This is a genomic window from Pseudomonas oryzihabitans (genome assembly GCF_024652905.1).
Classification (GTDB): Bacteria; Pseudomonadota; Gammaproteobacteria; order Pseudomonadales; family Pseudomonadaceae; genus Chryseomonas; species Chryseomonas benzopyrenica.
Genome location: NZ_CP102428.1, coordinates 1,258,862 through 1,278,375 on the forward strand (window position 1 = coordinate 1,258,862; position 19,514 = coordinate 1,278,375).

Annotated in this window: 20 protein-coding genes, 1 pseudogene and 2 riboswitches; of the genes and pseudogenes, 11 read left to right on the forward strand and 10 right to left on the reverse strand. The window is 65.5% G+C overall.

Annotated features, from left to right (window positions below):
• Positions 1–132: 132 nt before the first annotated feature.
• The 3 genes and pseudogenes from earP to NRG74_RS05845 all read left to right on the forward strand — a co-directional run.
• A pseudogene (gene earP / locus NRG74_RS05835) lies at positions 133–1,260 on the forward strand (elongation factor P maturation arginine rhamnosyltransferase EarP); the annotation flags it as partial.
• A 48-nt stretch (positions 1,261–1,308) separates the two neighbouring features.
• Positions 1,309–1,875 (forward strand): elongation factor P, encoded by a 567-nt coding sequence (gene efp / locus NRG74_RS05840; protein ID WP_160922794.1) that lies wholly within the window; start codon positions 1,309–1,311, stop codon positions 1,873–1,875.
• A gap of 259 nt (positions 1,876–2,134) precedes the next feature.
• The gene (locus tag NRG74_RS05845) at positions 2,135–2,875 is read left to right on the forward strand and encodes a sulfite exporter TauE/SafE family protein (RefSeq protein WP_257706564.1); all 741 of its coding nucleotides are present in this window, start codon (positions 2,135–2,137) and stop codon (positions 2,873–2,875) included.
• Positions 2,876–3,051: 176 nt separating this feature from the next.
• Here NRG74_RS05845 and NRG74_RS05850 read toward each other — a convergent pair whose 3' ends face one another.
• A complete protein-coding gene (locus tag NRG74_RS05850; RefSeq protein ID WP_017640480.1) occupies positions 3,052–3,903 on the reverse strand; it encodes a LysR substrate-binding domain-containing protein in 852 nt (283 codons plus the stop codon).
• Between the two features lie 101 nt (positions 3,904–4,004).
• Here NRG74_RS05850 and NRG74_RS05855 point away from each other — a divergent pair, with 101 nt between their 5' ends.
• Complete coding sequence (locus NRG74_RS05855) at positions 4,005–4,256, forward strand: DUF1127 domain-containing protein (protein ID WP_257705995.1); 252 nt, start codon at positions 4,005–4,007, stop codon at positions 4,254–4,256.
• A gap of 34 nt (positions 4,257–4,290) precedes the next feature.
• Positions 4,291–5,490, forward strand: coding sequence for a winged helix-turn-helix domain-containing protein (locus NRG74_RS05860; RefSeq protein WP_257705996.1), 1,200 nt, complete (start codon positions 4,291–4,293; stop codon positions 5,488–5,490).
• 16 nt (positions 5,491–5,506) lie between these two features.
• Here NRG74_RS05860 and NRG74_RS05865 read toward each other — a convergent pair whose 3' ends face one another.
• Positions 5,507–6,853: a class II 3-deoxy-7-phosphoheptulonate synthase gene (locus NRG74_RS05865; RefSeq protein WP_257705997.1), complete on the reverse strand. Its 1,347-nt coding sequence runs from the start codon at positions 6,851–6,853 to the stop codon at positions 5,507–5,509.
• A 112-nt stretch (positions 6,854–6,965) separates the two neighbouring features.
• Between NRG74_RS05865 and NRG74_RS05870 the strand changes: the two genes are divergently transcribed.
• Positions 6,966–7,715 (forward strand): spermidine synthase, encoded by a 750-nt coding sequence (locus NRG74_RS05870; RefSeq protein WP_257705998.1) that lies wholly within the window; start codon positions 6,966–6,968, stop codon positions 7,713–7,715.
• Between the two features lie 281 nt (positions 7,716–7,996).
• Positions 7,997–9,691, forward strand: coding sequence for a DEAD/DEAH box helicase (locus NRG74_RS05875; RefSeq protein WP_017640485.1), 1,695 nt, complete (start codon positions 7,997–7,999; stop codon positions 9,689–9,691).
• Positions 9,692–9,761: 70 nt separating this feature from the next.
• On the opposite strand, the gene NRG74_RS05880 is transcribed toward NRG74_RS05875, so the two are convergent.
• Positions 9,762–11,144, reverse strand: coding sequence for an adenylate/guanylate cyclase domain-containing protein (locus NRG74_RS05880; RefSeq protein ID WP_160922533.1), 1,383 nt, complete (start codon positions 11,142–11,144; stop codon positions 9,762–9,764).
• A 200-nt stretch (positions 11,145–11,344) separates the two neighbouring features.
• Here NRG74_RS05880 and NRG74_RS05885 point away from each other — a divergent pair, with 200 nt between their 5' ends.
• Complete coding sequence (locus tag NRG74_RS05885) at positions 11,345–11,911, forward strand: nitroreductase family protein (protein ID WP_257705999.1); 567 nt, start codon at positions 11,345–11,347, stop codon at positions 11,909–11,911.
• On the opposite strand, the gene NRG74_RS05890 is transcribed toward NRG74_RS05885, so the two are convergent.
• From NRG74_RS05890 to NRG74_RS05905, 4 genes are all read right to left on the reverse strand, one after another.
• The gene (locus NRG74_RS05890; protein WP_257706000.1) at positions 11,886–13,259 is read right to left on the reverse strand and encodes a sensor histidine kinase; all 1,374 of its coding nucleotides are present in this window, start codon (positions 13,257–13,259) and stop codon (positions 11,886–11,888) included. The two genes, NRG74_RS05885 and NRG74_RS05890, sit on opposite strands and share 26 nt — an antisense overlap.
• 54 nt (positions 13,260–13,313) lie before the next feature.
• A complete protein-coding gene (locus NRG74_RS05895) occupies positions 13,314–13,748 on the reverse strand; it encodes a Spy/CpxP family protein refolding chaperone (protein ID WP_231355175.1) in 435 nt (144 codons plus the stop codon).
• 111 nt (positions 13,749–13,859) lie between these two features.
• Positions 13,860–14,537 (reverse strand): response regulator transcription factor, encoded by a 678-nt coding sequence (locus NRG74_RS05900; RefSeq protein WP_017640490.1) that lies wholly within the window; start codon positions 14,535–14,537, stop codon positions 13,860–13,862.
• 4 nt (positions 14,538–14,541) lie between these two features.
• A complete protein-coding gene (locus NRG74_RS05905) occupies positions 14,542–15,126 on the reverse strand; it encodes a septation protein A (protein WP_064308855.1) in 585 nt (194 codons plus the stop codon).
• Between the two features lie 60 nt (positions 15,127–15,186).
• On the opposite strand from NRG74_RS05905, the gene NRG74_RS05910 reads away from it, so the two are divergent.
• The 3 genes from NRG74_RS05910 (at position 15,187) to NRG74_RS05920 (ending at position 17,524) form a co-directional block, all read left to right on the forward strand.
• The gene (locus tag NRG74_RS05910; RefSeq protein WP_257706001.1) at positions 15,187–16,059 is read left to right on the forward strand and encodes a PHP domain-containing protein; all 873 of its coding nucleotides are present in this window, start codon (positions 15,187–15,189) and stop codon (positions 16,057–16,059) included.
• On the forward strand, positions 16,056–16,685 hold the full coding sequence (locus tag NRG74_RS05915; protein ID WP_064308856.1) for an L-threonylcarbamoyladenylate synthase: 630 nt from the start codon (positions 16,056–16,058) through the stop codon (positions 16,683–16,685). The genes NRG74_RS05910 and NRG74_RS05915 overlap by 4 nt, the downstream gene beginning before the upstream one ends.
• A gap of 110 nt (positions 16,686–16,795) precedes the next feature.
• Positions 16,796–17,524: a segregation and condensation protein A gene (locus NRG74_RS05920; RefSeq protein ID WP_257706565.1), complete on the forward strand. Its 729-nt coding sequence runs from the start codon at positions 16,796–16,798 to the stop codon at positions 17,522–17,524.
• On the opposite strand, the gene NRG74_RS05925 is transcribed toward NRG74_RS05920, so the two are convergent.
• Genes NRG74_RS05925 through NRG74_RS05935 form a run of 3 tightly spaced genes read right to left on the reverse strand, consistent with a single transcriptional unit; the run spans position 17,515 to position 18,770 of the window.
• The gene (locus NRG74_RS05925) at positions 17,515–17,889 is read right to left on the reverse strand and encodes a cobalamin biosynthesis protein (RefSeq protein ID WP_160922528.1); all 375 of its coding nucleotides are present in this window, start codon (positions 17,887–17,889) and stop codon (positions 17,515–17,517) included. The two genes, NRG74_RS05920 and NRG74_RS05925, sit on opposite strands and share 10 nt — an antisense overlap.
• Entirely contained in the window at positions 17,889–18,566 is a 678-nt protein-coding gene (locus NRG74_RS05930) for a CbtA family protein (protein WP_257706002.1), read from the reverse strand. Before NRG74_RS05930 ends, NRG74_RS05925 begins: the two co-directional genes overlap by 1 nt.
• 12 nt (positions 18,567–18,578) lie before the next feature.
• The gene (locus NRG74_RS05935) at positions 18,579–18,770 is read right to left on the reverse strand and encodes a CbtB domain-containing protein (RefSeq protein WP_257706003.1); all 192 of its coding nucleotides are present in this window, start codon (positions 18,768–18,770) and stop codon (positions 18,579–18,581) included.
• An 86-nt stretch (positions 18,771–18,856) separates the two neighbouring features.
• A riboswitch (cobalamin riboswitch) is annotated at positions 18,857–19,194 on the reverse strand.
• 58 nt (positions 19,195–19,252) lie between these two features.
• A riboswitch (cobalamin riboswitch) is annotated at positions 19,253–19,484 on the forward strand.
• Positions 19,485–19,514: the final 30 nt, after the last annotated feature.

Below are 19,514 nucleotides of genomic sequence, written 5' to 3' on the forward strand. Positions count from 1 at the left end.
TCCGTCCGAAAAAGCGCGGATACTACCGACCCGCCTGGGGGCGCGGTGTGATTGGGTTCACTGGAAGCCGTCCTGCGTCCACCCGTCGATGAGGCGGAACACGATTCGATATCAATGACTTAGAGGTATGGCATGGCAGCCTGGGACATCTTCTGCACCGTGGTGGACAACTATGGTGACGCCGGCATCACCTGGCGCCTGGCCCATCAGCTGGTCGCCGAACATGACCAGCAGGTCCGCCTCTGGATCGACGACCTCTATCCCCTGGCACGCATCCAGCCGGGGGTCGATGGCGCGGCCGAGCAGCAATGGCACCGCGGCGTCGAAGTACGGCGCTGGCACGCCGACTGGACCGCGGCGGAGCCGGGCGACGTGGTGGTGGAGGCCTTCGCCTGCCAGCTGCCGGACGGCTTCGTCACGGCCATGGCGCGTCGCGCCGAGCGACCGCTCTGGCTGAACTTGGAATACCTGAGCGCGGAGGAATGGATCGAAGGCTGCCACGCCCTGCCGTCGCTGCAACCCACCGGGCTGAACAAGTATTTCTTCTTTCCCGGTTTTACCGCCAAGGTGGGCGGACTGCTGCGCGAGCAGGGGCTGCTCGACCAGCGTGACGGCTTCCTGCAGGCCACCGCGGCACAGGACGACTTTCTCGGCCGGTTAGGCGTCCGGCGGCAGCCGAGCGAGCGGCTGTTTTCGCTGTTCGCCTACGAGAACCCGGCGCTGATCGACTGGCTCGATGCCCTCAGCGCCGGCACGCGCCCCACCTGCCTGCTGGTACCGGAGGGCCGGGTACTGGCCAACGTCGCCGCCTGGCTCGGCGTCGACTGGCTCAAGGCCGGCGACGGTCACCGTCGCGGCGCCCTGCGGGTGCAGGTGCTGCCCTTCGTCTCCCAGCAGGACTACGACCGACTGCTGTGGTGTTGCGACTTCAATGCCATCCGCGGCGAGGACTCCTTCGTCCGCGCCCAGTGGGCGGCGCACCCCTTTGTCTGGCACATCTACCCGCAGGAGGAAGACGCCCACTTCGTCAAGCTCGAGGCCTTTCTGGCGCGCTATGTCGCCTCAGGTACCCCTGAACTGGGCGCCGCGGTCAGTGACCTGTGGCTGGCCTGGAACGGTCGCGGCGACCTGGCGATGGCCTGGTCGGCGCTGGAGGCGCAGGTCGAGGACTGGCGTCTGCTGGCGCGGGATTGGAGCGATCGGATGGCTTCTCACAGCGATCTTGCCGCCAGCCTGGTGCATTTCCATACAGATTGGCTATCATATGGCGCCTCGAAATCCCGTTCTTCCATCCATACGGATAACCGCATGAAAACCGCACAAGAGTTCCGTGCCGGCCAAGTGGCCATGATCGACAACGCTCCCTGGGTCATCCAGAAAGCTGAATACAACAAGTCCGGCCGTAACGCTGCAGTGGTCAAGATGAAGCTGAAGAGCCTGCTCTCCGGCAGCGCGACCGAGACCGTCTTCCGCGCTGACGACAAGCTCGAGCCGGTGATTCTGGATCGTAAGGAAGTGACCTATTCCTACTTCGCCGATCCCCTGTATGTGTTCGTCGACAACGACTACAACCAGTACGAAGTCGAGAAAGACGACCTGGGCGAAGCCATCGCCTTCATCGAAGACGGCATGACCGACGTCTGCGAAGCGGTGTTCTACAACGACCGCGTCATCTCCATCGAGCTACCCACCACCATCGTGCGCCAGATCGCCTACACCGAGCCGGCCGTTCGCGGCGACACCTCGGGCAAGGTCATGAAGACCGCGCGCCTGAACAATGGCTACGAGCTGAAGGTTTCCGAGTTCTGCGATATCGGCGACCACATCGAGATCGACACCCGTACCAACGAGTACAAGTCGCGCGCCAAGGTCTAAGAACCTATCCAAAGTCTGCTGCGCGTCGGCCAAACGGCGTTGAAAATGGTTTCGGAATGCTCATTTACTACTTGTAAACTCCGCTTCCTCAACCCTTTTCGCCTTGTTTGGCTCTAGCTCGCGAGACTTTGAACAGGCTCTAATCCAGGCGTCTCGACAGAAAGCCCGGCTTGCCGGGCTTTTTGCTGTCTGGGTGTCTGCCAGGATCGACCGCTGTTTCAACCTTTCTTCGCTGCTGGATAGTGCCATCGTGGAATCGCTGTTTACGTTGTTGATCGATGTCTTCCTCGGCGCGCTGCTGGGCGTGGTGGGTGGCCTGTTCGGCATCGGCGGCGGCTTGATCGCCATTCCGGTGCTGGCCCTGCTGTTCGGCCTCGACCAGCAACTGGCCCAGGGCACCGCCCTGGTGATGGTGGTGCCCAACGTGCTGCTGTCGGTCTACAAGTACAACCAGCGCAACCGCATCGACTGGCAACGCGCCGGGCTGCTGGCCGCGGCCGGGATGCTGTCGGCCCTGGTGGGCACGGCGTTGGCGGTGTCCCTGGATGCCCGCTCGATGCGCCACGGCTTCGTCGGCTTCCTGTTCCTGCTGGTGCTCTACAACCTCTGGCAACTCTATCGTCGTGGCCAGCCGCCGCTGACGACGCCGAGCCGGCTGGGTCTCGGCGTGCTGGGGCTGGTTGCGGGTATGGTCGGCGGGCTGTTCGGTGTCGGTGGCGCAGTGATCGCCACGCCGATCCTGGCCGGAGTCATGGGCCTGACCCAGGTGGCGGCCCAGGGCATGTCCCTGGCCATGGCGCTGCCCACCACCGGGGTCACCCTGGCCAGCTACGCCTGGCATGGGGAAGTCGACTGGAGCGTGGGTATTCCGCTCGCCCTGGGTGGGCTGCTCAGCGTGAGCTGGGGCGTGAAGTTGGCGCACCAGCTGCCCGAGCGCCTGCTGCGGCTGCTGTTCTGTGGTTTCCTGCTGCTGTGTGCGGTGCTGCTGGCGCTGCGCTGATTAGACGTTGTCTGAAAACTGCCTGCGCATGGGTGATGCTGCGTTAAAAATCAGCTGGATCGCCAGCTCGGTCGGAATGCTCATTTACCATTTGTAAACTCGAGCGCAAGTCCGATCCGCTTCCTCGCTGATTCTTGCTTTGCCTCACCTTCGCTCGGCGACTTTTCAGACAAGTCCTACTGCCGAAAGCCCTCGGCGATATGCTCGGCGAGGGTGTCGATGATCGGTGAAGCGCTGCGCGGATTGCGCAGCAGTTCGATGGAGCAGGCCGGCAGATCGGGCATGCCCTCGGCTTCGCTCAGGCGGCGCAGTTCGCTGGGCAACAGGCTTTCCAATTGCGCGGTGACGGCCAGGCCCGCCTTGACGATGCCCAGCAGCGCCGCCAGGCTCGGGCTGCTGTAGGCCAGGCGATAGCCACGCCCACGACTGTCCAGGGCGCGTCGGGCCCATTCGCTGAGAAAGCACGAGGTGTTGAACATCGCCAGCGGCAACGGATCGCGCTGGTGGATATCGAAACCCGGCGCCTCGGCCCAGATGAAGCGCTCGCGACGCAGGGGCAGGCCGATCTCGTTGCCTGGTTCGCGGGTGACGATGGTCAGATCCAGGTCCTGACGTTGCAGCAGGCCCGCGGTGGTCTCGCAGTGGACATCCACCTGCACCAGCGGATAGGCCTTGGCGAAGCCCGCCAGGATGCCCGGAATGAACCTCATGACATAGTCATCGGGGGTGCCGATACGCACCGTGCCCACCATGTGCGGCTCGCGCAGGGTAGTCATCACCTCGCCATGCAGCTTGAGGATCCGCCGGGCGAAGCCCAGCAGGATCTGGCCTTCCGCCGTCAGGCGTACCTGGCGGCCCTCCCGCTCGAACAGCCGCCGCTGCAGTACGTCTTCTTCGAGCTTGCGCATTTGCATGCTCACCGCCGACTGGGTGCGATTGACCACCTCGGCGGCACGGGTGAAGCCGCCCTGGTCAGCGATGGCGACAAAGGTGCGCAACAGATCGGTCTCTATGCTGGGATAGTTCATGGCATCAGCCTGGTGAATGGATCGCATCAGAAAGATTCGTTGGATTGATGTTATGCCAGCTTCCAGACTTGGGCCATACCCCTTGGAGAAGGAGTTTCACCATGGCTCGGCTCGCTACTCACCATGATTCGTTCGCTCGCGCCCGTGGATATCTGGACGTCAGCTGCCGCCTGCGTCGGGCCCTGGCCTGGTGGCAGCGAGCGGTACAGGTCTCCCGTCAGCGCCGTGCGCTCTATCGGCTGGATGACAGTGCCTTGCACGACCTGGGTCTGAGTCGCGCCGATGCCTGGCAGGAGGCTGACAAGCCCTTTTGGCAGCAGCCGGCAGAGGAGGGGGGCCGCCGATCCTGCTAGGGTGGAGCATCACCTCTCGCTATCAGGAGTTCGGATGGAAAGCCTTTCCCTGCGCGAGGCCAGACGCCTGGCCTTGCGCGCCCAGGGCTTCGGTAGCCAACCTAAGGGCGGCGCGGGCGCTGCCGCCCTGTACCGCCAGGCCGTGCGCCTGAATGTGCTGCAGATCGACTCGGTCAACGCCCTGGTGCGCTCGCACTATCTACCGCTGTTCAGTCGTCTCGGCCGCTATGCCTGCGCCGACTTCGATGCCCTGGCCTGGGGCCGGGGGCGCAAGCGCCAGCTCTATGAGTGCTGGGCCCACGAGGCCTCGCTGGTGCCAGCCGAGGTCTGGGCCGAGTTGCGCTGGCGTCGCGAGCAGGCGCGCCAGGGCGTCGGCATCTATCGCCAGCTGGCACGGTTCGCCGTCGAGCAGCCGCAGGTCGTCGCCCAGACCCTGGAAGCGGTCGTGCAACGCGGCGCCCTGGGCGCTGGCAGACTGGCGAAGCGTGCCGAGCAGGCCGGTCCCTGGTGGGACTGGAGTCCGGGCAAGCTGGCGCTGGAGTGGCTGTTCGCTGCCGGCGAGGTGACGGTGGCGGGGCGGCGCGGTTTCGAGCGGCTCTATGACCTGCCCGAGCGGGTACTGCCGGCGGCGCTGCTCGCGGCTCCGGCCCCCACGCCTGAAGCCGCACGGCGGGCACTGCTGTTGCGCAGCGCCCGTGCTCTGGGGGTGGCGAGCGAGGTCCAGCTGCGCGACTACTTCCGTCTGAGTCCCGCCGAAGCACGCCAGGGTATCGCCGAGTTGCAGGAGGAGGGCAGTCTGCAGCCGATCCAGGTGCAGGGCTGGTCGAAGCCAGCCTATGTGGTGGATACCCCGAACCCCGGGCGGCCGGTGCAGGCCGCCGCGTTGCTGTCGCCCTTCGATTCCCTGGTCTGGGAGCGCGAGCGCACCGAGCAGTTGTTCGGTTTCCGCTATCGACTGGAGATCTACACGCCGGCACCCAAACGGGTCTATGGCTACTATGTGCTGCCCTTTCTCTACCGAGAGCGGCTGGCCGCGCGGGTGGATCTGCGCGCCGAGCGGGCGCAGTCGCGCCTGGCAGTGCATGCGGTGCACCTGGAGCCGGCGGGGCTGGATGAGGAAGGCCTGGATGCCCTGGCTGGGCAGTTATGGGCCCTGGCCGACTGGCTGGGCCTCGCCGACCTGCAATTGCACGGGCGGGCGGACGTCTTGCGGGAGGCAGTGGCGCGGCGCTAGAGGCCGCGCAGGCTGCTCAACGACGGATGCCCTTGAGCGTCTCGGCGATCATGAAGGCCAGTTCCAGGGACTGGTCGGCGTTCAGGCGCGGATCGCAATGGGTGTGGTAACGATCGGAGAGGGCGTCCTCAGTGACCGGGCGGGCGCCGCCGATACACTCGGTGACGTTCTGTCCGGTCATTTCGATATGGATGCCGCCAGCATAGGTGCCCTCGGCCTTGTGCACGCCGAAGAACTCCTTGACCTCGCCCAGCACGCTGGCGAAATCCCGGGTCTTGTAGCCGCTGGAGGCCTTGATGGTGTTGCCGTGCATGGGGTCGGAACTCCACAGCACCTGGCGGCCTTCACGCTCGACGGTCTGGATCAGCCGCGGCAGGTGATCGCCAACCTTGCCCACGCCCATGCGCACGATCAGGTTGAGGCGGCCTGGATCGTTCTCCGGATTGAGGGTGTCGATCAGGCGGATCAGGTCTTCGCTGGTGGTGGAAGGGCCGACCTTGACGCCGATGGGGTTGTTCACGCCACGCAGGAATTCCACGTGGGCACCGTCGGGCTGACGGGTGCGGTCGCCGATCCAGAGCATGTGCGCGGAGCAGTCGTACCAATCGCCGGTCAGGCTGTCGCGGCGGACGAAGGCTTCTTCGTAGTTGAGCAGTAGCGCCTCGTGGGCGGTGAAGAAGTTGGTTTCCTTGACCTGGGGCGCGGTGTCCAGGCCGCAGGCGCGCATGAACGCCAGGGTCTCGTCGATGCGGTCCGCCAGCTGGTGATAGCGGTCGGCCAGAGCCGAGTTGGCGATGAAGTCCAGGTTCCAGCGATGCACCTGGTGCAGGTCGGCGAAACCACCCTGGGCGAACGCGCGCAACAGGTTGAGGGTCGCGGTGGACTGGTTGTAGGCCTGGATCAGACGCTGCGGATCCGGGACACGGCTGCCTTCGGTGAAGTCGATGCCATTGACGATGTCGCCGCGGTAGGCCGGCAGGGAGACGCCATCCTGGACCTCGTCATTCGCAGAGCGTGGCTTGGCGAACTGGCCGGCCATGCGACCGACCTTGACCACCGGGCAGCCGGCGGCAAAGGTCATGACCACCGCCATCTGCAGCAGCACCTTGAAGGTGTCGCGAATCTTGCTGGCAGAGAATTCGAAGAAGCTTTCCGCGCAATCGCCGCCCTGCAACAGGAAGGCCCGCCCCTGGGTGACCTCAGCGAACTGTCGGCGCAATTCGCGGGCTTCGCCAGCAAAGACCAGGGGCGGATAACCCGCCAGGGTGCGCTCGACATCGGCGAGACGGGCTTGATCGGGGTATTCGGGCTGTTGCTGGATGGGCAGGCCTCTCCAGCTGGTGGGGCTCCAGGGCGCGGACATGATTCTCTCTGAGTGGTGCGACGAAGCCTTCCATGGTAACCGATAGCAGCGACAACTCTCGATAGACAGTGCCCATCGCGGCTACCATGGGCGGCTATAGAGGAGGGTGGTGATGGTCGAGACGGAAGTGTTGCTGGAAGAGGTCGTCGACGACCATGGCCGGATTCGGGTGGTGGAGGTGGGGCCTTATCGCTTCCTTGAATTCGGCGAAGAGGTGGAGCAGAGCTGTGTCTTCACCACGGACCCCGCCTGGCTGGAATACGACTACAACCGCGCCATGCTGCTGGGCGCGCTCTGCCACCCGCAGCCGCAGCGGGCGCTCTTTCTCGGCCTGGGCGCCGGCACCCTGACTCAGGCCTGCCTCAAGTGGCTGCCCCTGGAGGCGGTGGAAGCCCTGGAGCTGCGCCCCGCGGTGCCGCGCCTGGCACGGCAGCATCTTGGCCTTGGCGAAGATCCGCGGCTGCAGATCCGGATCGGCGATGCCCTGGAGCTGCTCGATAGCGCGGCGCCGGCAGATCTGATCTTTGTCGATCTCTACACCGATGTCGGCCCGTCCAGCGCCCACCTGGCCTGGCGTTTTCTGGAAGACTGCCAGGCCAAGCTCAACCCGGGCGGCTGGTTGATGATCAACCAGTGGAGCGCCACCGACGGCAAGCCGCTGGGCGCGGCGCTGCTGCGCGGGCTGTTCCGCCATCATTACTGGGAGTGCCCGGTGGTGGAGGGCAACGTGATCCTGCTGGTACCGGCGAGCCTGGAGCAGGAGCTGGACGAGGCTGGCGCACGGCAGCGCGTTCGCGAACTGAGCCTGCGCATCGGCTTCGATCTGGAGGCCTATCTGAACAACCTGCGTGCGGCAACCTGACCCTAAAAGTAGACCAAGGTTCTCTGGAGAAATGTCCAGGGTTCGGGTATTATTCGCCCCGGTCTTTTTGACCTTCCGTTCAGGAACTGCATTTTCCCGGTCCGCCGCCATGGTTACGCCGGTCGTGCGTTCGCCCGACGGCGAACAATCCTAGACGCTCCACCCCTTTTTCATCTTTATTTCGCAAAAAGCTCACACCTTGGCTGCCTGGGCGACTTCGGTCATTCGGATAAGCGCAGCTCTTGGCTTTGGGGTCTTTGCGAAGCACACGAGGCAAGACAATGACCCAGGACATCAGCAATTTCGCTGCGCTCAATCTCAATCCCGCCATCCTCGCCGCCATCAAGGCCGTCGGCTACGAAGAGCCGTCGCCCATCCAGTCGCAGTCCATCCCGGTGATCCTCGCCGGCCACGACATGATCGGCCAGGCGCAGACCGGTACCGGCAAGACCGCAGCCTTCGCTCTGCCGCTGCTCTCGCAGCTCGACCCGTCCCGTCGCGAACCCCAGATTCTGGTGCTGGTTCCCACCCGTGAACTGGCCCTGCAGGTGGCTACCGCCTGCGAAACCTATTCCACCGAGATGCCCGGCGTGAAGGTCGTGGCCCTCTACGGCGGCGCGCCCATGGGCCCGCAGCTGAAGTCCCTGCGCATGGGTGCCCAGGTGCTGGTCGCCACCCCCGGTCGTCTGTGCGACCACCTGCGTCGCGACGACAACCTGCTGGCCACCGTCCAGCACCTGGTGCTCGACGAAGCCGACGAGATGCTCAAGCTGGGCTTCATGGATGACCTCGAATTCATCTTCGAAGCCATGCCGGAATCCCGCCAGACCGTGCTGTTCTCGGCGACCCTGCCGCCGTCGATCCGCGCCATCGCCGAGCGTCACCTCAAGGAGCCGCAACACGTCCGCATCGCGGCCAAGACCCAGACCGTCGCCCGCATCGAGCAGGCGCACCTGATGGTCCACGCCGACCAGAAGCCGGCCTCGGTGCTGCGCCTGCTGGAAGTGGAGAACTTCGACGCCCTGATCGCCTTCGTGCGCACCAAGCAGGCGACCCTGGACCTGGCCGAGCTGCTGGAGCGCCAGGGCTATCGCGTCAGCGCCCTGAATGGCGACATGCCCCAGGCCCAGCGCGAGAAGACCATCGAGTCCCTCAAGGACGGTTCGCTGGACATCGTGGTCGCCACCGACGTCGCTGCCCGTGGTCTGGACGTGGCGCGCATCACCCACGTGCTGAACGTGGACATGCCCTACGATCCGGAATCCTATGTGCACCGGATCGGTCGTACCGGCCGTGCCGGTCGTGAAGGTCGTGCGTTGCTGCTGGTCACCCCGCGCGAGCGCCGCATGCTGCAGGTCATCGAGCGCGTCACCGGTCAGCGCGTCGGCGAAATCCGCCTGCCCGACGCCGAAGCCGTGCTGGAAGCCCGTATCTCCCGCCTGGCCGATGGCGTGGGTTCGCTGCTGGCCGATGCCGACACCACTCACGGCGCCCTGCGTCAGGAACTGTGCGAGCGTCTGCAGTGCGATCCTTCGACCCTGGCGGCGGCCCTGCTGGCCAAACTGACCAGCGGCCGCGCCCTGGATATCGAGTCGGTGCGTCGCGAGCAGCCGCTGACCCCCGGCGCCGGTCGTGGCGAACGTCCCCGTGGCGAGCGTCCTGAGCGGGGCGACCGCCCTGAGCGCGGCGAGCGTCCGGATCGCGGCGAGCGTCGTCCGATGCAGCCGCTGCCGGAAGGCCGCGTGCGTTGCCGCACCGCCCTAGGCGCCCGTGACGGCGTTGCCGCCAAGAACTTGCTGGGTGCCATCATCAACGAAGGCGGCATGGATCGCGAGGCCATCGGCCGCATCCAGATCCGTGACTCCTTCAGCCTGGTGGAGCTGCCCGAGGAAGGCCTGGAGCGTCTGCTGACCAAGCTCAAGGACACCCGTGTAGCTGGCAAGGCCCTGCGCCTGCGTCGCTATCGCGAGGATTGATTCCCGCGGTCCCATGAAAAAGCCCCGGATATCCGGGGCTTTTTTCTGCCTGCAGGAAAGGCGGGGGGAGTTAGAGGATCACCTTGTCCTTCAACTTTTCCGCCGCCAGTTGCAGCGCCTGGATGACTCGCTCCTTGTCGTAGTTCTGGATGTTGTTGGTATCCAGGTACATGGAGAAGCCCGGCAGTTCGTGTTCGACATAGCTGGGGGAGGCGCCCAGGTCACGACGGAAGTCCACCACCTGGTAGATTTGCACCGGCTTGCTGAAGCCCTTGACGGTGATCCAGCTCTTGTCGCGGCACATGATGGTTTCCTTGACCAGCGAGTAGGTCTCGTGGCTGATCAGGATCTCGCCGGCATCGGCAGCATTCTCCAGGCGGCTGGCCAGGTTCACTTCGCGACCGATGATGGTGTAGTCCATGCGCGTGCTGGAGCCGAAGTTGCCGACCGTACAGTAACCGGTGTTCAGGCCCATGCGGATTTCCAGCGGCTTGTTAATGCCCTGGCTGCGCCACTGCTGGCGCAGGACCTTCATGTGCTTGCGCATGGCGATGGCCATGGAGACCGCGGCCACGGCGTCCTTCTTGGCGCCCTGGCTGTTGGCGTCGCCAAAGAACACCATCACGCAGTCACCGACGAACTTGTCGATGGTGCCGCCGTACTTCACGGCGATCTTCGACATCTCGTTGAGGTAGTTGTTGAGCATGTCGGTGAGGGCTTCGGCCTCGAGTTCTTCGGACAGCTCGGTGAAGCCCTTGATGTCGGAGAAGAACACCGTGATCTTCTTGCGCTGGGTGCCCAGGGCGATGTGCTGCTTGCCCGTGAAGATGGATTCCCAGACCTGGGGCGAGAGGTATTTCGCAAGGTTATGCGCCAGGATCGCCGACTTCTCCTGCTCGCGCTTGAGGTCGTCGTTGATCTGGATGAGGCGCTTGCGCTGCCGGTGCAGGAAGTAGCCGGTACCCCAGAGGTGCAGCATGGTGCCCACTACGCTGGTGACCGCCACCAGTAGCGGGCTGGTAAGGTCGACGCCATGAAAGAAGGTGGCACTGCCCAGCGCCGCGGCACTGGTGGCGAACAGCAGGCAGAGGCCGAGCAGACGGGGACCACCGCGCAGCATGCTGGTGTAGCCGAGCATGAACAGCAGCATCAGGGTAGGCATCAGCGGGAAGCGCAACACCACCGCGGCCATGCCGACGTGAATGGCGTCTATGGCGGCCAGCAGGATATCGGTCTGGGCGCCACGATCGCGTCTGAGCTTGAGGCTCAGGGTCTGGGCCAGGTGCGGATAGAGCAGGGCATAGGGGATCAACCACAGGCCCACGGCATCGGTCTGGGTGTAGTAACCCGCAGTGACGCTGGCGGCGGCGATCAGATAGGCGAACACTCGGGCGTAGTAGACGCCCAGGCTGTCACCGGACGCAGCGAGGAACCGGTTGAGCGCAAACTTCATCTGTCGGGTCCGTTTCGAGAAAGGCGAGAGGTCGGGATAACTCCGTTCGCGACGATGAAAGCGGCCGGGTTTTCTAGCATTCGCGATCTTAGCTGACCATCCGGGTAGCGGCCAAGAATGTCAGTGATTCCGCTGCTGTGACAGCCAAATTCGGCCGTCGTCCCTGGGTTACACTGCGGCATCCTTACAGGAGAGACGCTATGGATGCCCTCGAAGCTCTTTGCAATCGCGCCTCGGTCGGTCGCCTGACCGAACCGGGCCCCACCCCCGAGCAACTGGAGGTCCTGCTGCGCGCCGCGGACCGGGCGCCGGACCACAAGCTGCTGCGCCCCTGGCGGCTGATCCTGGTGGCCGGCGAAGGTCGCACGGCGCTTGGCGAGCTCTATGCCGACGCCTTGCGCCGTCGCGAGCCCGACGCGGATACCGCGGCCGTGGAAAAGGCCCGGCGCATGCCGCTGCGGGCGCCCCTGGTGATCGCCGTCGTCGCCGTGCCCCAGGAGCACCCCAAGGTGCCCGTTCAGGAGCAGATCATCACCGCCGGTTGCGTGGCCCACGGTCTGGTCAATGCGGCCTTCGCCCTGGGCCTGGGTGCGGTCTGGCGCTCCGGTGAGTTCAGCTACGACCCCTGGGTCCTGCAGGGCCTTGGCCTGACCGAAGGCGAGCAACTGGTGGGCTACATCTACCTGGGCACGCCCGAGGTGGCCCCGCGGCTTCCGGCGCCACGTGATCTGAGCGCTCAGGTCAGCCATTGGCCAGCACCGGTCTGAGCGGCAGGGTGACGGTGGCGAGAAAGCCGCCGTCCGGGTGATTGCTCAGGTGCAGCTCGCCACCATGGCGCTCCACGGCGCGGCGAGCGATGGCCAGCCCTAGGCCGTAGCCGGTGGCGTGCTGCTGGTCCGAGCGGAAGAAGGGTTCGCCCAGGCGCGGCAGGTCGTCGGCCTTGACGCCGGGGCCATGGTCACGTACCTGGATGCGTACCTCGCCGGCGGTCGCGGCTGCCGAGATGACGATGGGGCGGGCGGGCGGATTGAAGCGCAGCGCATTGCGCAGGAGATTGTCCAGGGCGCGTTCCAGGACGTCCGGCCAGCCGTCCAGGCGCAGGGCGGCGGGAACGTCGAGTTCCACCCGCTGCTGGGGTGCGCTGAGTTGAGCATCGTCCACCAGGCCTTCGAGTAGCGGATGCAGTTCCAGCTGCTCGGGTGGGCCTGGATCCGCTTCCTGACGCGCCAGGGCGAGGATCTCGCCGATCAGGGTTTCCAGGCGGTCGCATTCCAGAGTCAGGCGCGGCCACATGTTGCCCAGGTCATGGGGGTCGGAGCGTTCGGCCAGCGCCAGGGCGATGCGCAGGCGGGCCAGCGGGGAGCGTAGCTCGTGGGACACGTCGCGCAGCAGCTGCCGCTGGCTGTCGATCAGGCGCTGCAGATGGGCGCCCATGCGATTGAAGTCTTCGGCCAGCACGCCCAGTTCGTCCTTGCGGCGGGCGAGGCGGGCGAGGGTGTCCTGCTGGTAGGCGGTCTGCCCGAGATCATGGACCGCACGCCTTAGATGATTGAGCGGGCGGGTCAGGCTGAGGGTCAGCAGCAGGCTGAACAGGGTCAGCACCACCGTGGCGATGGCCAGCATGCCGACCGGCCAGAACAGGCTCTGCCGGCGCCAGGCACCCAGCTCGGGGGTGGGCAGGTGATAGATGAACAGGTAGGTCTGGCCGCTCTGGCTGGTGTATTCGTCGGTCAGGCGTCGCCAGGGCAACGGCCGGTTGGGGTCGCGGGCGCCGGGGCCGGGGCGCTGCTGACGCTGCGGCTGGTCGAGATCCTGGTCGAAGATGCGCGGTGGCAGGGTGCCGCGCACCAGGGGCGAGCCGTTCTCGCCCAGCACCAGCACATCGATGCCGTAGCGGCCCTTGCGCTGTTCGAGTAGGCCTTGGGCGGCGGCGGGACCTTCGTTTTCATAACGTTGCACCCACTGTTCGGGGAGGTCGCGCAGGCCGGGATGCTGCGCGAGGATCCAGGAATCCTGATCGGCCAGGTGGCCGAGCAGCATGGTCAGGCCGACCGCGGACAGGATGGCCAGCCAGAAGGTGGCGAAGATGCGCCAGAAGAGAGAACGAAAAACCATGCGGTCGCCTTGGTCAGACGCTGCGCCGAGGACCATCGGCGCAGCGATCGGGGATCAGGAGGACTTGTGGTCCTGCTTCCACTGCTGGAACTCGGCCCACTCCTTGGCGCGATCCTCACGCTTCTTCTCCATTTCGTCGAAGCGCTTCTGCTGATCGGGCTTGAGCAGGGCGCGAATGGACTGGCGGGTCTTGTCGCGATTGCCATCCAGCTGATCGTGCAGAGCCTTGCGTTGATCCTCGGGCAGCTTGTCGAGGTAGCTCTTGACGATCTCGCGCTGCTGCTGGCGTTCCTCGCCCATCAGCTTGCCGACCTGCTCGCGTTGCTGGGGGGTCAGCTTGAGACCGCGCAGGGGGCCGTCGCCACGCGGACCGCCATCCATCAGCTTGCCGTGGGGCGGCGGGGTGATGTCGGTGCTGTCCTGGGTAGCGGCCAGGGTCAGGGTCGGCAGCAGGGCGGCGAACAGCACGGCGGGCATGAGTTTGCGCATCGAGAAATCTCCTTGGGATGACCGGTGCAACACCGGATGAGCCCAGTCTAGGAGCGGGGGAGTCAGTGGCGGTCAGCGGGCGTAAAGAGGGGGTAAAGGCTGCGCGGTGGGCTAGACGCTGTAGTAGTAGCCGCGGCCCCGCAGCGCCAGGATGCGCGGACGACCGTCGGCATGGCTGCCGAGCTTGCGGCGCAGATTGCTGACATGCATGTCCAGGCTGCGATCGTAGAGGGTCAGCTTGCGGCCCAGGGCCGCCTGGGCCAGGGCCTGCTTTTCCAGGGGATCGCCCGGCTGGCGCAGCAGGGCTTCGAGGATGCGACTCTCGGTGAGGGTCAGGGTGATCTCGGTTTCGCCGATGTTGGCGACGCCGCGCGCCAGACTCAGCGACAGGTCGCCCAGCTGCAGGCGGGCCGCGGGCTGGGCCGGATGACTGCGTCTGAGGATGGCTCGGAGGCGGGCGGTGAGTTCGCGCGGATCGCAGGGCTTGGCCAGGTAGTCGTCGGCACCCAGCTCCAGGCCGAGGATCCGGTCGAGCGGTTCGCCCCGTCCCGACAGCATCAGCACGGGCAGTTGCGGATGATCGCTGCGCAGCTGCTTGAGCAATTCCAGGCCACTGCCGTCAGGCAGCATCACGTCCAGCACCACCACGTCCGGTGTCGCCTCGCGCAACTGGATGCGCGCGTCGCTGCCGGCATGACAGGCGGTGACCTCGAAGCCTTCCTGTTTCAGCCAGGCACCGAGCAGGTCGCACAGTTCCTGGTCGTCGTCGATCAGCAGTATCTGACTCATGGGATCAGTCTCGCGGTTCATCCATGGGTTGCAGATGGCGCGCCAGATAGAGGCCCTGACCGAGCATGAATACCAGGGTCATCGCCAGACTGCCAAAGACCTTGAAGTCGACCCAGAAGCTTTCGTAGGTGAAGGCCACGTAGAGATTCGCGCAGCCGCAGACGATGAAGAAAATGATCCAGGCGATGTTCAGCCGCGTCCAGATCGGGGCCGGCAGTCGCACCGCGTGGCCCAGCATGCGCTGGATCAGCGGCTTGTCGCCGATGAACTGACTGCCCAGGAAGGCCAGGGCGAACAGCCAGTTCACCACCGGCGCTTTCCACTTCAGGAAGGTCTCGCTATGGAACGCCAGGGTCATGCCACCGAACACCAGGCAGGCGATCAGCGTCAGCCACTGACTCTTCTCCAGCCGGCGCTGGGTCGCGAAGATCGCGCCGTAGACCACCAGGGAGGCGATGATCAGGACCGCGGTGGCACTGAAGATGCCGCCCAGGGTAAAGGCGTGCCCGGCGAACTCCACCGGACGCGGATCGAGCTTGTAGACCAGGAAGAACAGGAGCAGGGGGATGAAATCGATGAATTGTTTCATTAACGCAGCCGATAGCAGTGCATCGCGGCATAATACCTGATGAAGCCGGAGGAGAAAGCCATGCGTATCGACCTGCACTGTCATACCACCGCGTCGGACGGCGCCTTCGCGCCCGCCGAGGTGGTCAGACGCGCCCATGAGCGCGGGGTGCAACTGCTGGCCATCACCGACCACGACACCCTGGATGGCTATGCCGAAGCCCTGGCAGCCGCGGATGGCCTGGGGCTGCGCCTGCTCTCCGGGATCGAGATGTCCTGCACCTGGGGCTGCGCGACCCTGCATGTGCTGGGCTACAACTTCGACCCCGAGGCGCCTGAGTTGAACGCCGCGCTGGAAGCCCTGCACGAAGGGCGCTGGGAACGCGCTCGGGAAATCGACCGGCGGCTGGCGGCCAAGGGCATGCCCGGCACCCTGGACGGCGCCCGGGCGGTGCAGCTGGCCCTGGGCGACAGTCGCAATGCGCCGGCCCGGCCGCATTTCGCCGAATACCTGGTGCAGGCGGGCTTTGTCGAAGACCGTGGCGAGGCTTTTCGCAAGTGGCTGGGCGGCGGCAAGCTCGGCGACGTCAAGCAGCACTGGCCGACCCTGGCCGAGACCCTGGCGACCCTGAAGGGCGCCAAGGCATGGATCAGTCTGGCCCATCCGCTGGCCTATGGCTTCACCCGCACCAAGCTGCGCAAGCTGATCGGGGAATTCGTCACCGGCGGCGGCCACGCCATCGAGGTGGTCAATGGCGTGCAGCCGGCGGAGCAGGTCGGCACCCTGGCAATTCTGGCGCGGGAATTCGGTCTGATGGTGAGTGCGGGCAGCGATTTCCATGCGCCGGCCGACTGGTCGGACCTGGGCATGTACCGTCCGTTGCCCGAAGATCTGCCGCCCCTCTGGGCGCGCTTCAGTCAACCGCTGTACCCTCAGAATCGGGAACCCCAATGAGCCAGTTCATCGAGATTCATCCGCAGAATCCCCAGCCGCGGCTGATTCGTCAGGCCGTGGAAGTCATCCAGTCCGGTGGCGTCATCGCCTATCCCACCGATTCGTCCTATGCGCTGGGCTGCCGTATCGGCGAGAAGAGCGCCGTGGAGCGCATCCGCCGCATCCGCCAGCTCGACGACAAGCACAACTTCACCCTGGTGTGCTGCGATCTCTCCGAGCTGGGCATCTATGCCAAGGTGGATACCAGCGCCTTCCGGCTGCTCAAGGCCTATACCCCCGGCCCCTACACCTTCATCCTCAACGCCACGCGCGAGGTGCCGCGCATGCTGCTGCACCCCAAGCGGCGCACCATTGGCGTACGGGTGCCCCAGCATCCCATCACCCTGGCGCTGCTGGAGGCGCTGGGCGAACCCTTGATGAGCGTGAGCCTGATCCTGCCGGGGGATGACGAAGCCCTGGGCGATGCCTGGGAGATCCGCGAGCGTCTCGAGCACTTCGTCGATCTGGTGATCGAAGGCGGACCGGGAGGCTTGCAGCCATCGACCGTCATCAGCCTGGCCGCCGACGAGCCGGAAGTGATCAGGGTCGGTGCCGGGGATCCGACGCCCTTCATGATCGAAGCATGAGCGAAGCCCTGGATCCCCAGCTGCTCGAACCCGAGCAGCTGCGCCTGGCGCTGGTCTATGGCGAGGCCTTCACCGAACTGCCCCAGGACCTCTATATCCCGCCGGATGCGCTGGAGGTCTTTCTCGAAGCTTTCGAAGGGCCGCTCGACCTGCTGCTCTATCTGATCCGCAAGCAGAACATCAATATCCTCGACATCCCGGTCGCCGAGATCACCCGGCAGTACATGAGCTATGTCGAGCTGATGAAGGCGGTGCAGCTGGAGTTGGCGGCCGAGTACCTGCTGATGGCCGCCATGCTGGCGGAGATCAAGTCGCGCATGCTGTTGCCGCGCGCCGAAGGCCTGGAAGCCGAGGAGGAGGATCCCCGCGCCGAACTGATCCGCCGCCTGCAGGAGTACGAGCGCTTCAAGAAGGCCGCCGAGGAGCTCGATGATCTGCCGCGGGAGGGCCGCAACTTCGTGGTGCCCACCTTGCCGGCGCCCGAGGCACGGGCGCGCAAGCTGTTGCCCGAGGTGGAGCTGGGCGAGTTGCTGCTGGCCATGGGTGAGGTCCTGCGCCGGGCCGATCTGTTCGAGAGTCACCAGGTGACCCGCGAGGTCCTGTCCACCCGCGAGCGCATGAGTCAGGTGCTGGAGCGCCTCAAGGATGGTGCCTTCGTGCCCTTCGTGGCACTGTTCACCTTGGGTGAGGGGCGCCTTGGCGTGGTGGTGACCTTCATGGCGATCCTCGAGCTGGTCAAGGAAGCTCTGGTGGAACTGGTGCAGAACGAGCCCTTCAGCCCCATCCATGTCCGCGCCCGGGTCAGCGACGCCGAAGCGCAAGCGGCGTCTCAGGCGTAGGCCAAGGCTGCCGTTGCCGCCGCGCTCTTGCGTTTGCTCACCAACAGGCGGGCGCCTTCACCGGCTGCCACCAGGGCCGCGGCTTCGGCGACACTGGAGCTGCCAACATGCTGCAACACCCGCTTGCTGGCTGAGGTTATGCCGCGTTCTTGCGCCAGGCGTTCAGCGGGAAAGCCCTGTAAGGGCAGCTGCCAGCGTTGGGCGAGGGTGCGCAGTCCGCGTTCTTCGAGTCGACTAGCCACCGTCGCCAAGGCGGTCAGGGCGGCGCGGTCGCAGCCGGCTTCCTGCAGCACCTCTTGCGCCAGCTCGGCAAGCTCCTCCACCGAACAATCTCGACGGCAACCTAGGCCCAGGACCAGCGCCATCAGCCTTGCGGCTCCTGACGGCAGAACAGCCAGCTGCACGCCAGGCCTAGCAATAGCCAGAAAGGCAGGTTGCTCACCAGCACGGCGATCTGGAAGTGCCGTTGCAGTTCTTGTGGTGCCAGGCTCTCATGCGCGACCGGCTGGGGCGCTCCCAGCAAGAGGGGAATGACCAGCAGGCCCAGAGCGGCGATCTTGAAGCCTGGGTGGCGGGCGAACGCCAGCAGGGCGAGGGCGGCCGCGGTAGCGCCCGCGGTGCCTATCCACCAAGCCTGGCGCAGGGTGAGGTCCGCCGCGGCCGTGCCTGGTAGCTCCGGTGGCAGACCCAGGCTCGGCGCGAGGCAGAAGGTGGCGTAGCCGGCCAGCCCCCACAGCAGGCCCTGGTAGGTCCGGTTCGGCGCGCGCAGGTTGAACAGGCCGGCGAGCACCATGCCGAAACCCACGGCCACCACCAGGTTACCGCCGAAGGTCGACAGGGTGCGCGGCCAGCCATCTGCCGGGGCCCAGGCTTCTTCCTCGCCATGATCCTGATGCTCGGCCGTGGCCGGGGCTTCGGTCTGGACCTCGTAGGTTTCCGCCTGGAGGATGAGCGGCGTCATCCAGGCGCTTTGCAAGATGCTCAGCAACAGAGCGGCGAGCAGCCCGGCCACGCCGGCACTGAAGGCGATACGCTGGAACATGACGAACTCCTCTTAGTGGCAGGGGAAGCCTTCGCTGTGGCGGGTATCGTGGGCACCGTTGTGCAGCGCCTCGACATGGGAGAAACCGGCCAGGAACACCAGGCCCAGGCCGAGCAGGCAGGCGAGCAGCGTAGCGGTCAGGCGTTGGGCGCGGGTATGGGTATGAGGCTGGGACAGGGCGGTCGTCGAGCGGGTAGCGGTCATGGCAAGGCCTCGGAGTCGAAGCGGCAGGGACGCGCCGAGGCAGCGAACCGCAGGCGGCCGCCGTCCAGCACGACCGCCCACCGCGGGTTGCTTGAAAGCGACAGGCCGGTCTCCGGACTCACGAGGGTCTCAAGGTGCGGTCTTGGCTGCGCGTCGGCCTGGCTGCGCTGAAGCCCTTCGCGGAGTGCTCATTTACTCTCGGTAAATTGCGTTTCCTTGCAGGGTTCCGCCTTGCCAGGTGCTAGCTCGCGCAACACCGCATTCCCGTACGACTACCAGGATCGCCTTCCCCAAGCTTGCCAGCCGGGTGGCATCGTGATCCTGCGCTCGTCTACCGTTGCGGGGGCAGTGCCGGACTTGGACCGGCTTCCCGTTTCACCGCGACCCCTGGCGGAGTCGCGACACCTGAAGCAGGGGCGAGCAGACCACGCGGGTCGTCCGACGGTCAAGCCTGTTCGATTGACACCCCGGCGGGGCACTCGTAGCCTGTCGGGCTTCGAGGTGCTCTTGTCCGCAAGAGCTTGAAAGGGAACGCGGTGCGACACCGCGGCTGCCCCCGCAACTGTAAGCGGCATCTTCAGCCTCTCCACAGAGCCTGTTCATAATTGACGCTAGCTCGCGAAATTATGAACAAGCTTTAAGGCCACTGCTCACGCGGGAAGGCTGGAGTAGGGCGCCGTGAGCCAGGAGACCTGCCTCGCTAGCTTTCCATACGCAACCGGGCGGGGTGATCCGGGCTGCCAC

Bases quoted from the DNA above. Each gene is read 5' to 3' on its own strand.
- efp (WP_160922794.1), top strand. From the start codon at position 1,309: ATGAAAACCGCACAAGAGTTCCGTGCCGGCCAAGTGGCCATGATCGAC.
- NRG74_RS05850 (WP_017640480.1), bottom strand. From the start codon at position 3,903: ATGAACTATCCCAGCATAGAGACCGATCTGTTGCGCACCTTTGTCGCC.
- NRG74_RS05855 (WP_257705995.1), top strand. From the start codon at position 4,005: ATGGCTCGGCTCGCTACTCACCATGATTCGTTCGCTCGCGCCCGTGGA.
- NRG74_RS05860 (WP_257705996.1), top strand. From the start codon at position 4,291: ATGGAAAGCCTTTCCCTGCGCGAGGCCAGACGCCTGGCCTTGCGCGCC.
- NRG74_RS05865 (WP_257705997.1), bottom strand. From the start codon at position 6,853: ATGTCCGCGCCCTGGAGCCCCACCAGCTGGAGAGGCCTGCCCATCCAG.
- NRG74_RS05870 (WP_257705998.1), top strand. From the start codon at position 6,966: ATGGTCGAGACGGAAGTGTTGCTGGAAGAGGTCGTCGACGACCATGGC.
- NRG74_RS05875 (WP_017640485.1), top strand. From the start codon at position 7,997: ATGACCCAGGACATCAGCAATTTCGCTGCGCTCAATCTCAATCCCGCC.
- NRG74_RS05880 (WP_160922533.1), bottom strand. From the start codon at position 11,144: ATGAAGTTTGCGCTCAACCGGTTCCTCGCTGCGTCCGGTGACAGCCTG.
- NRG74_RS05885 (WP_257705999.1), top strand. From the start codon at position 11,345: ATGGATGCCCTCGAAGCTCTTTGCAATCGCGCCTCGGTCGGTCGCCTG.
- NRG74_RS05890 (WP_257706000.1), bottom strand. From the start codon at position 13,259: ATGGTTTTTCGTTCTCTCTTCTGGCGCATCTTCGCCACCTTCTGGCTG.
- NRG74_RS05895 (WP_231355175.1), bottom strand. From the start codon at position 13,748: ATGCGCAAACTCATGCCCGCCGTGCTGTTCGCCGCCCTGCTGCCGACC.
- NRG74_RS05900 (WP_017640490.1), bottom strand. From the start codon at position 14,537: ATGAGTCAGATACTGCTGATCGACGACGACCAGGAACTGTGCGACCTG.
- NRG74_RS05905 (WP_064308855.1), bottom strand. From the start codon at position 15,126: ATGAAACAATTCATCGATTTCATCCCCCTGCTCCTGTTCTTCCTGGTC.
- NRG74_RS05910 (WP_257706001.1), top strand. From the start codon at position 15,187: ATGCGTATCGACCTGCACTGTCATACCACCGCGTCGGACGGCGCCTTC.
- NRG74_RS05915 (WP_064308856.1), top strand. From the start codon at position 16,056: ATGAGCCAGTTCATCGAGATTCATCCGCAGAATCCCCAGCCGCGGCTG.
- NRG74_RS05925 (WP_160922528.1), bottom strand. From the start codon at position 17,889: ATGGCGCTGGTCCTGGGCCTAGGTTGCCGTCGAGATTGTTCGGTGGAG.
- NRG74_RS05930 (WP_257706002.1), bottom strand. From the start codon at position 18,566: ATGTTCCAGCGTATCGCCTTCAGTGCCGGCGTGGCCGGGCTGCTCGCC.
- NRG74_RS05935 (WP_257706003.1), bottom strand. From the start codon at position 18,770: ATGACCGCTACCCGCTCGACGACCGCCCTGTCCCAGCCTCATACCCAT.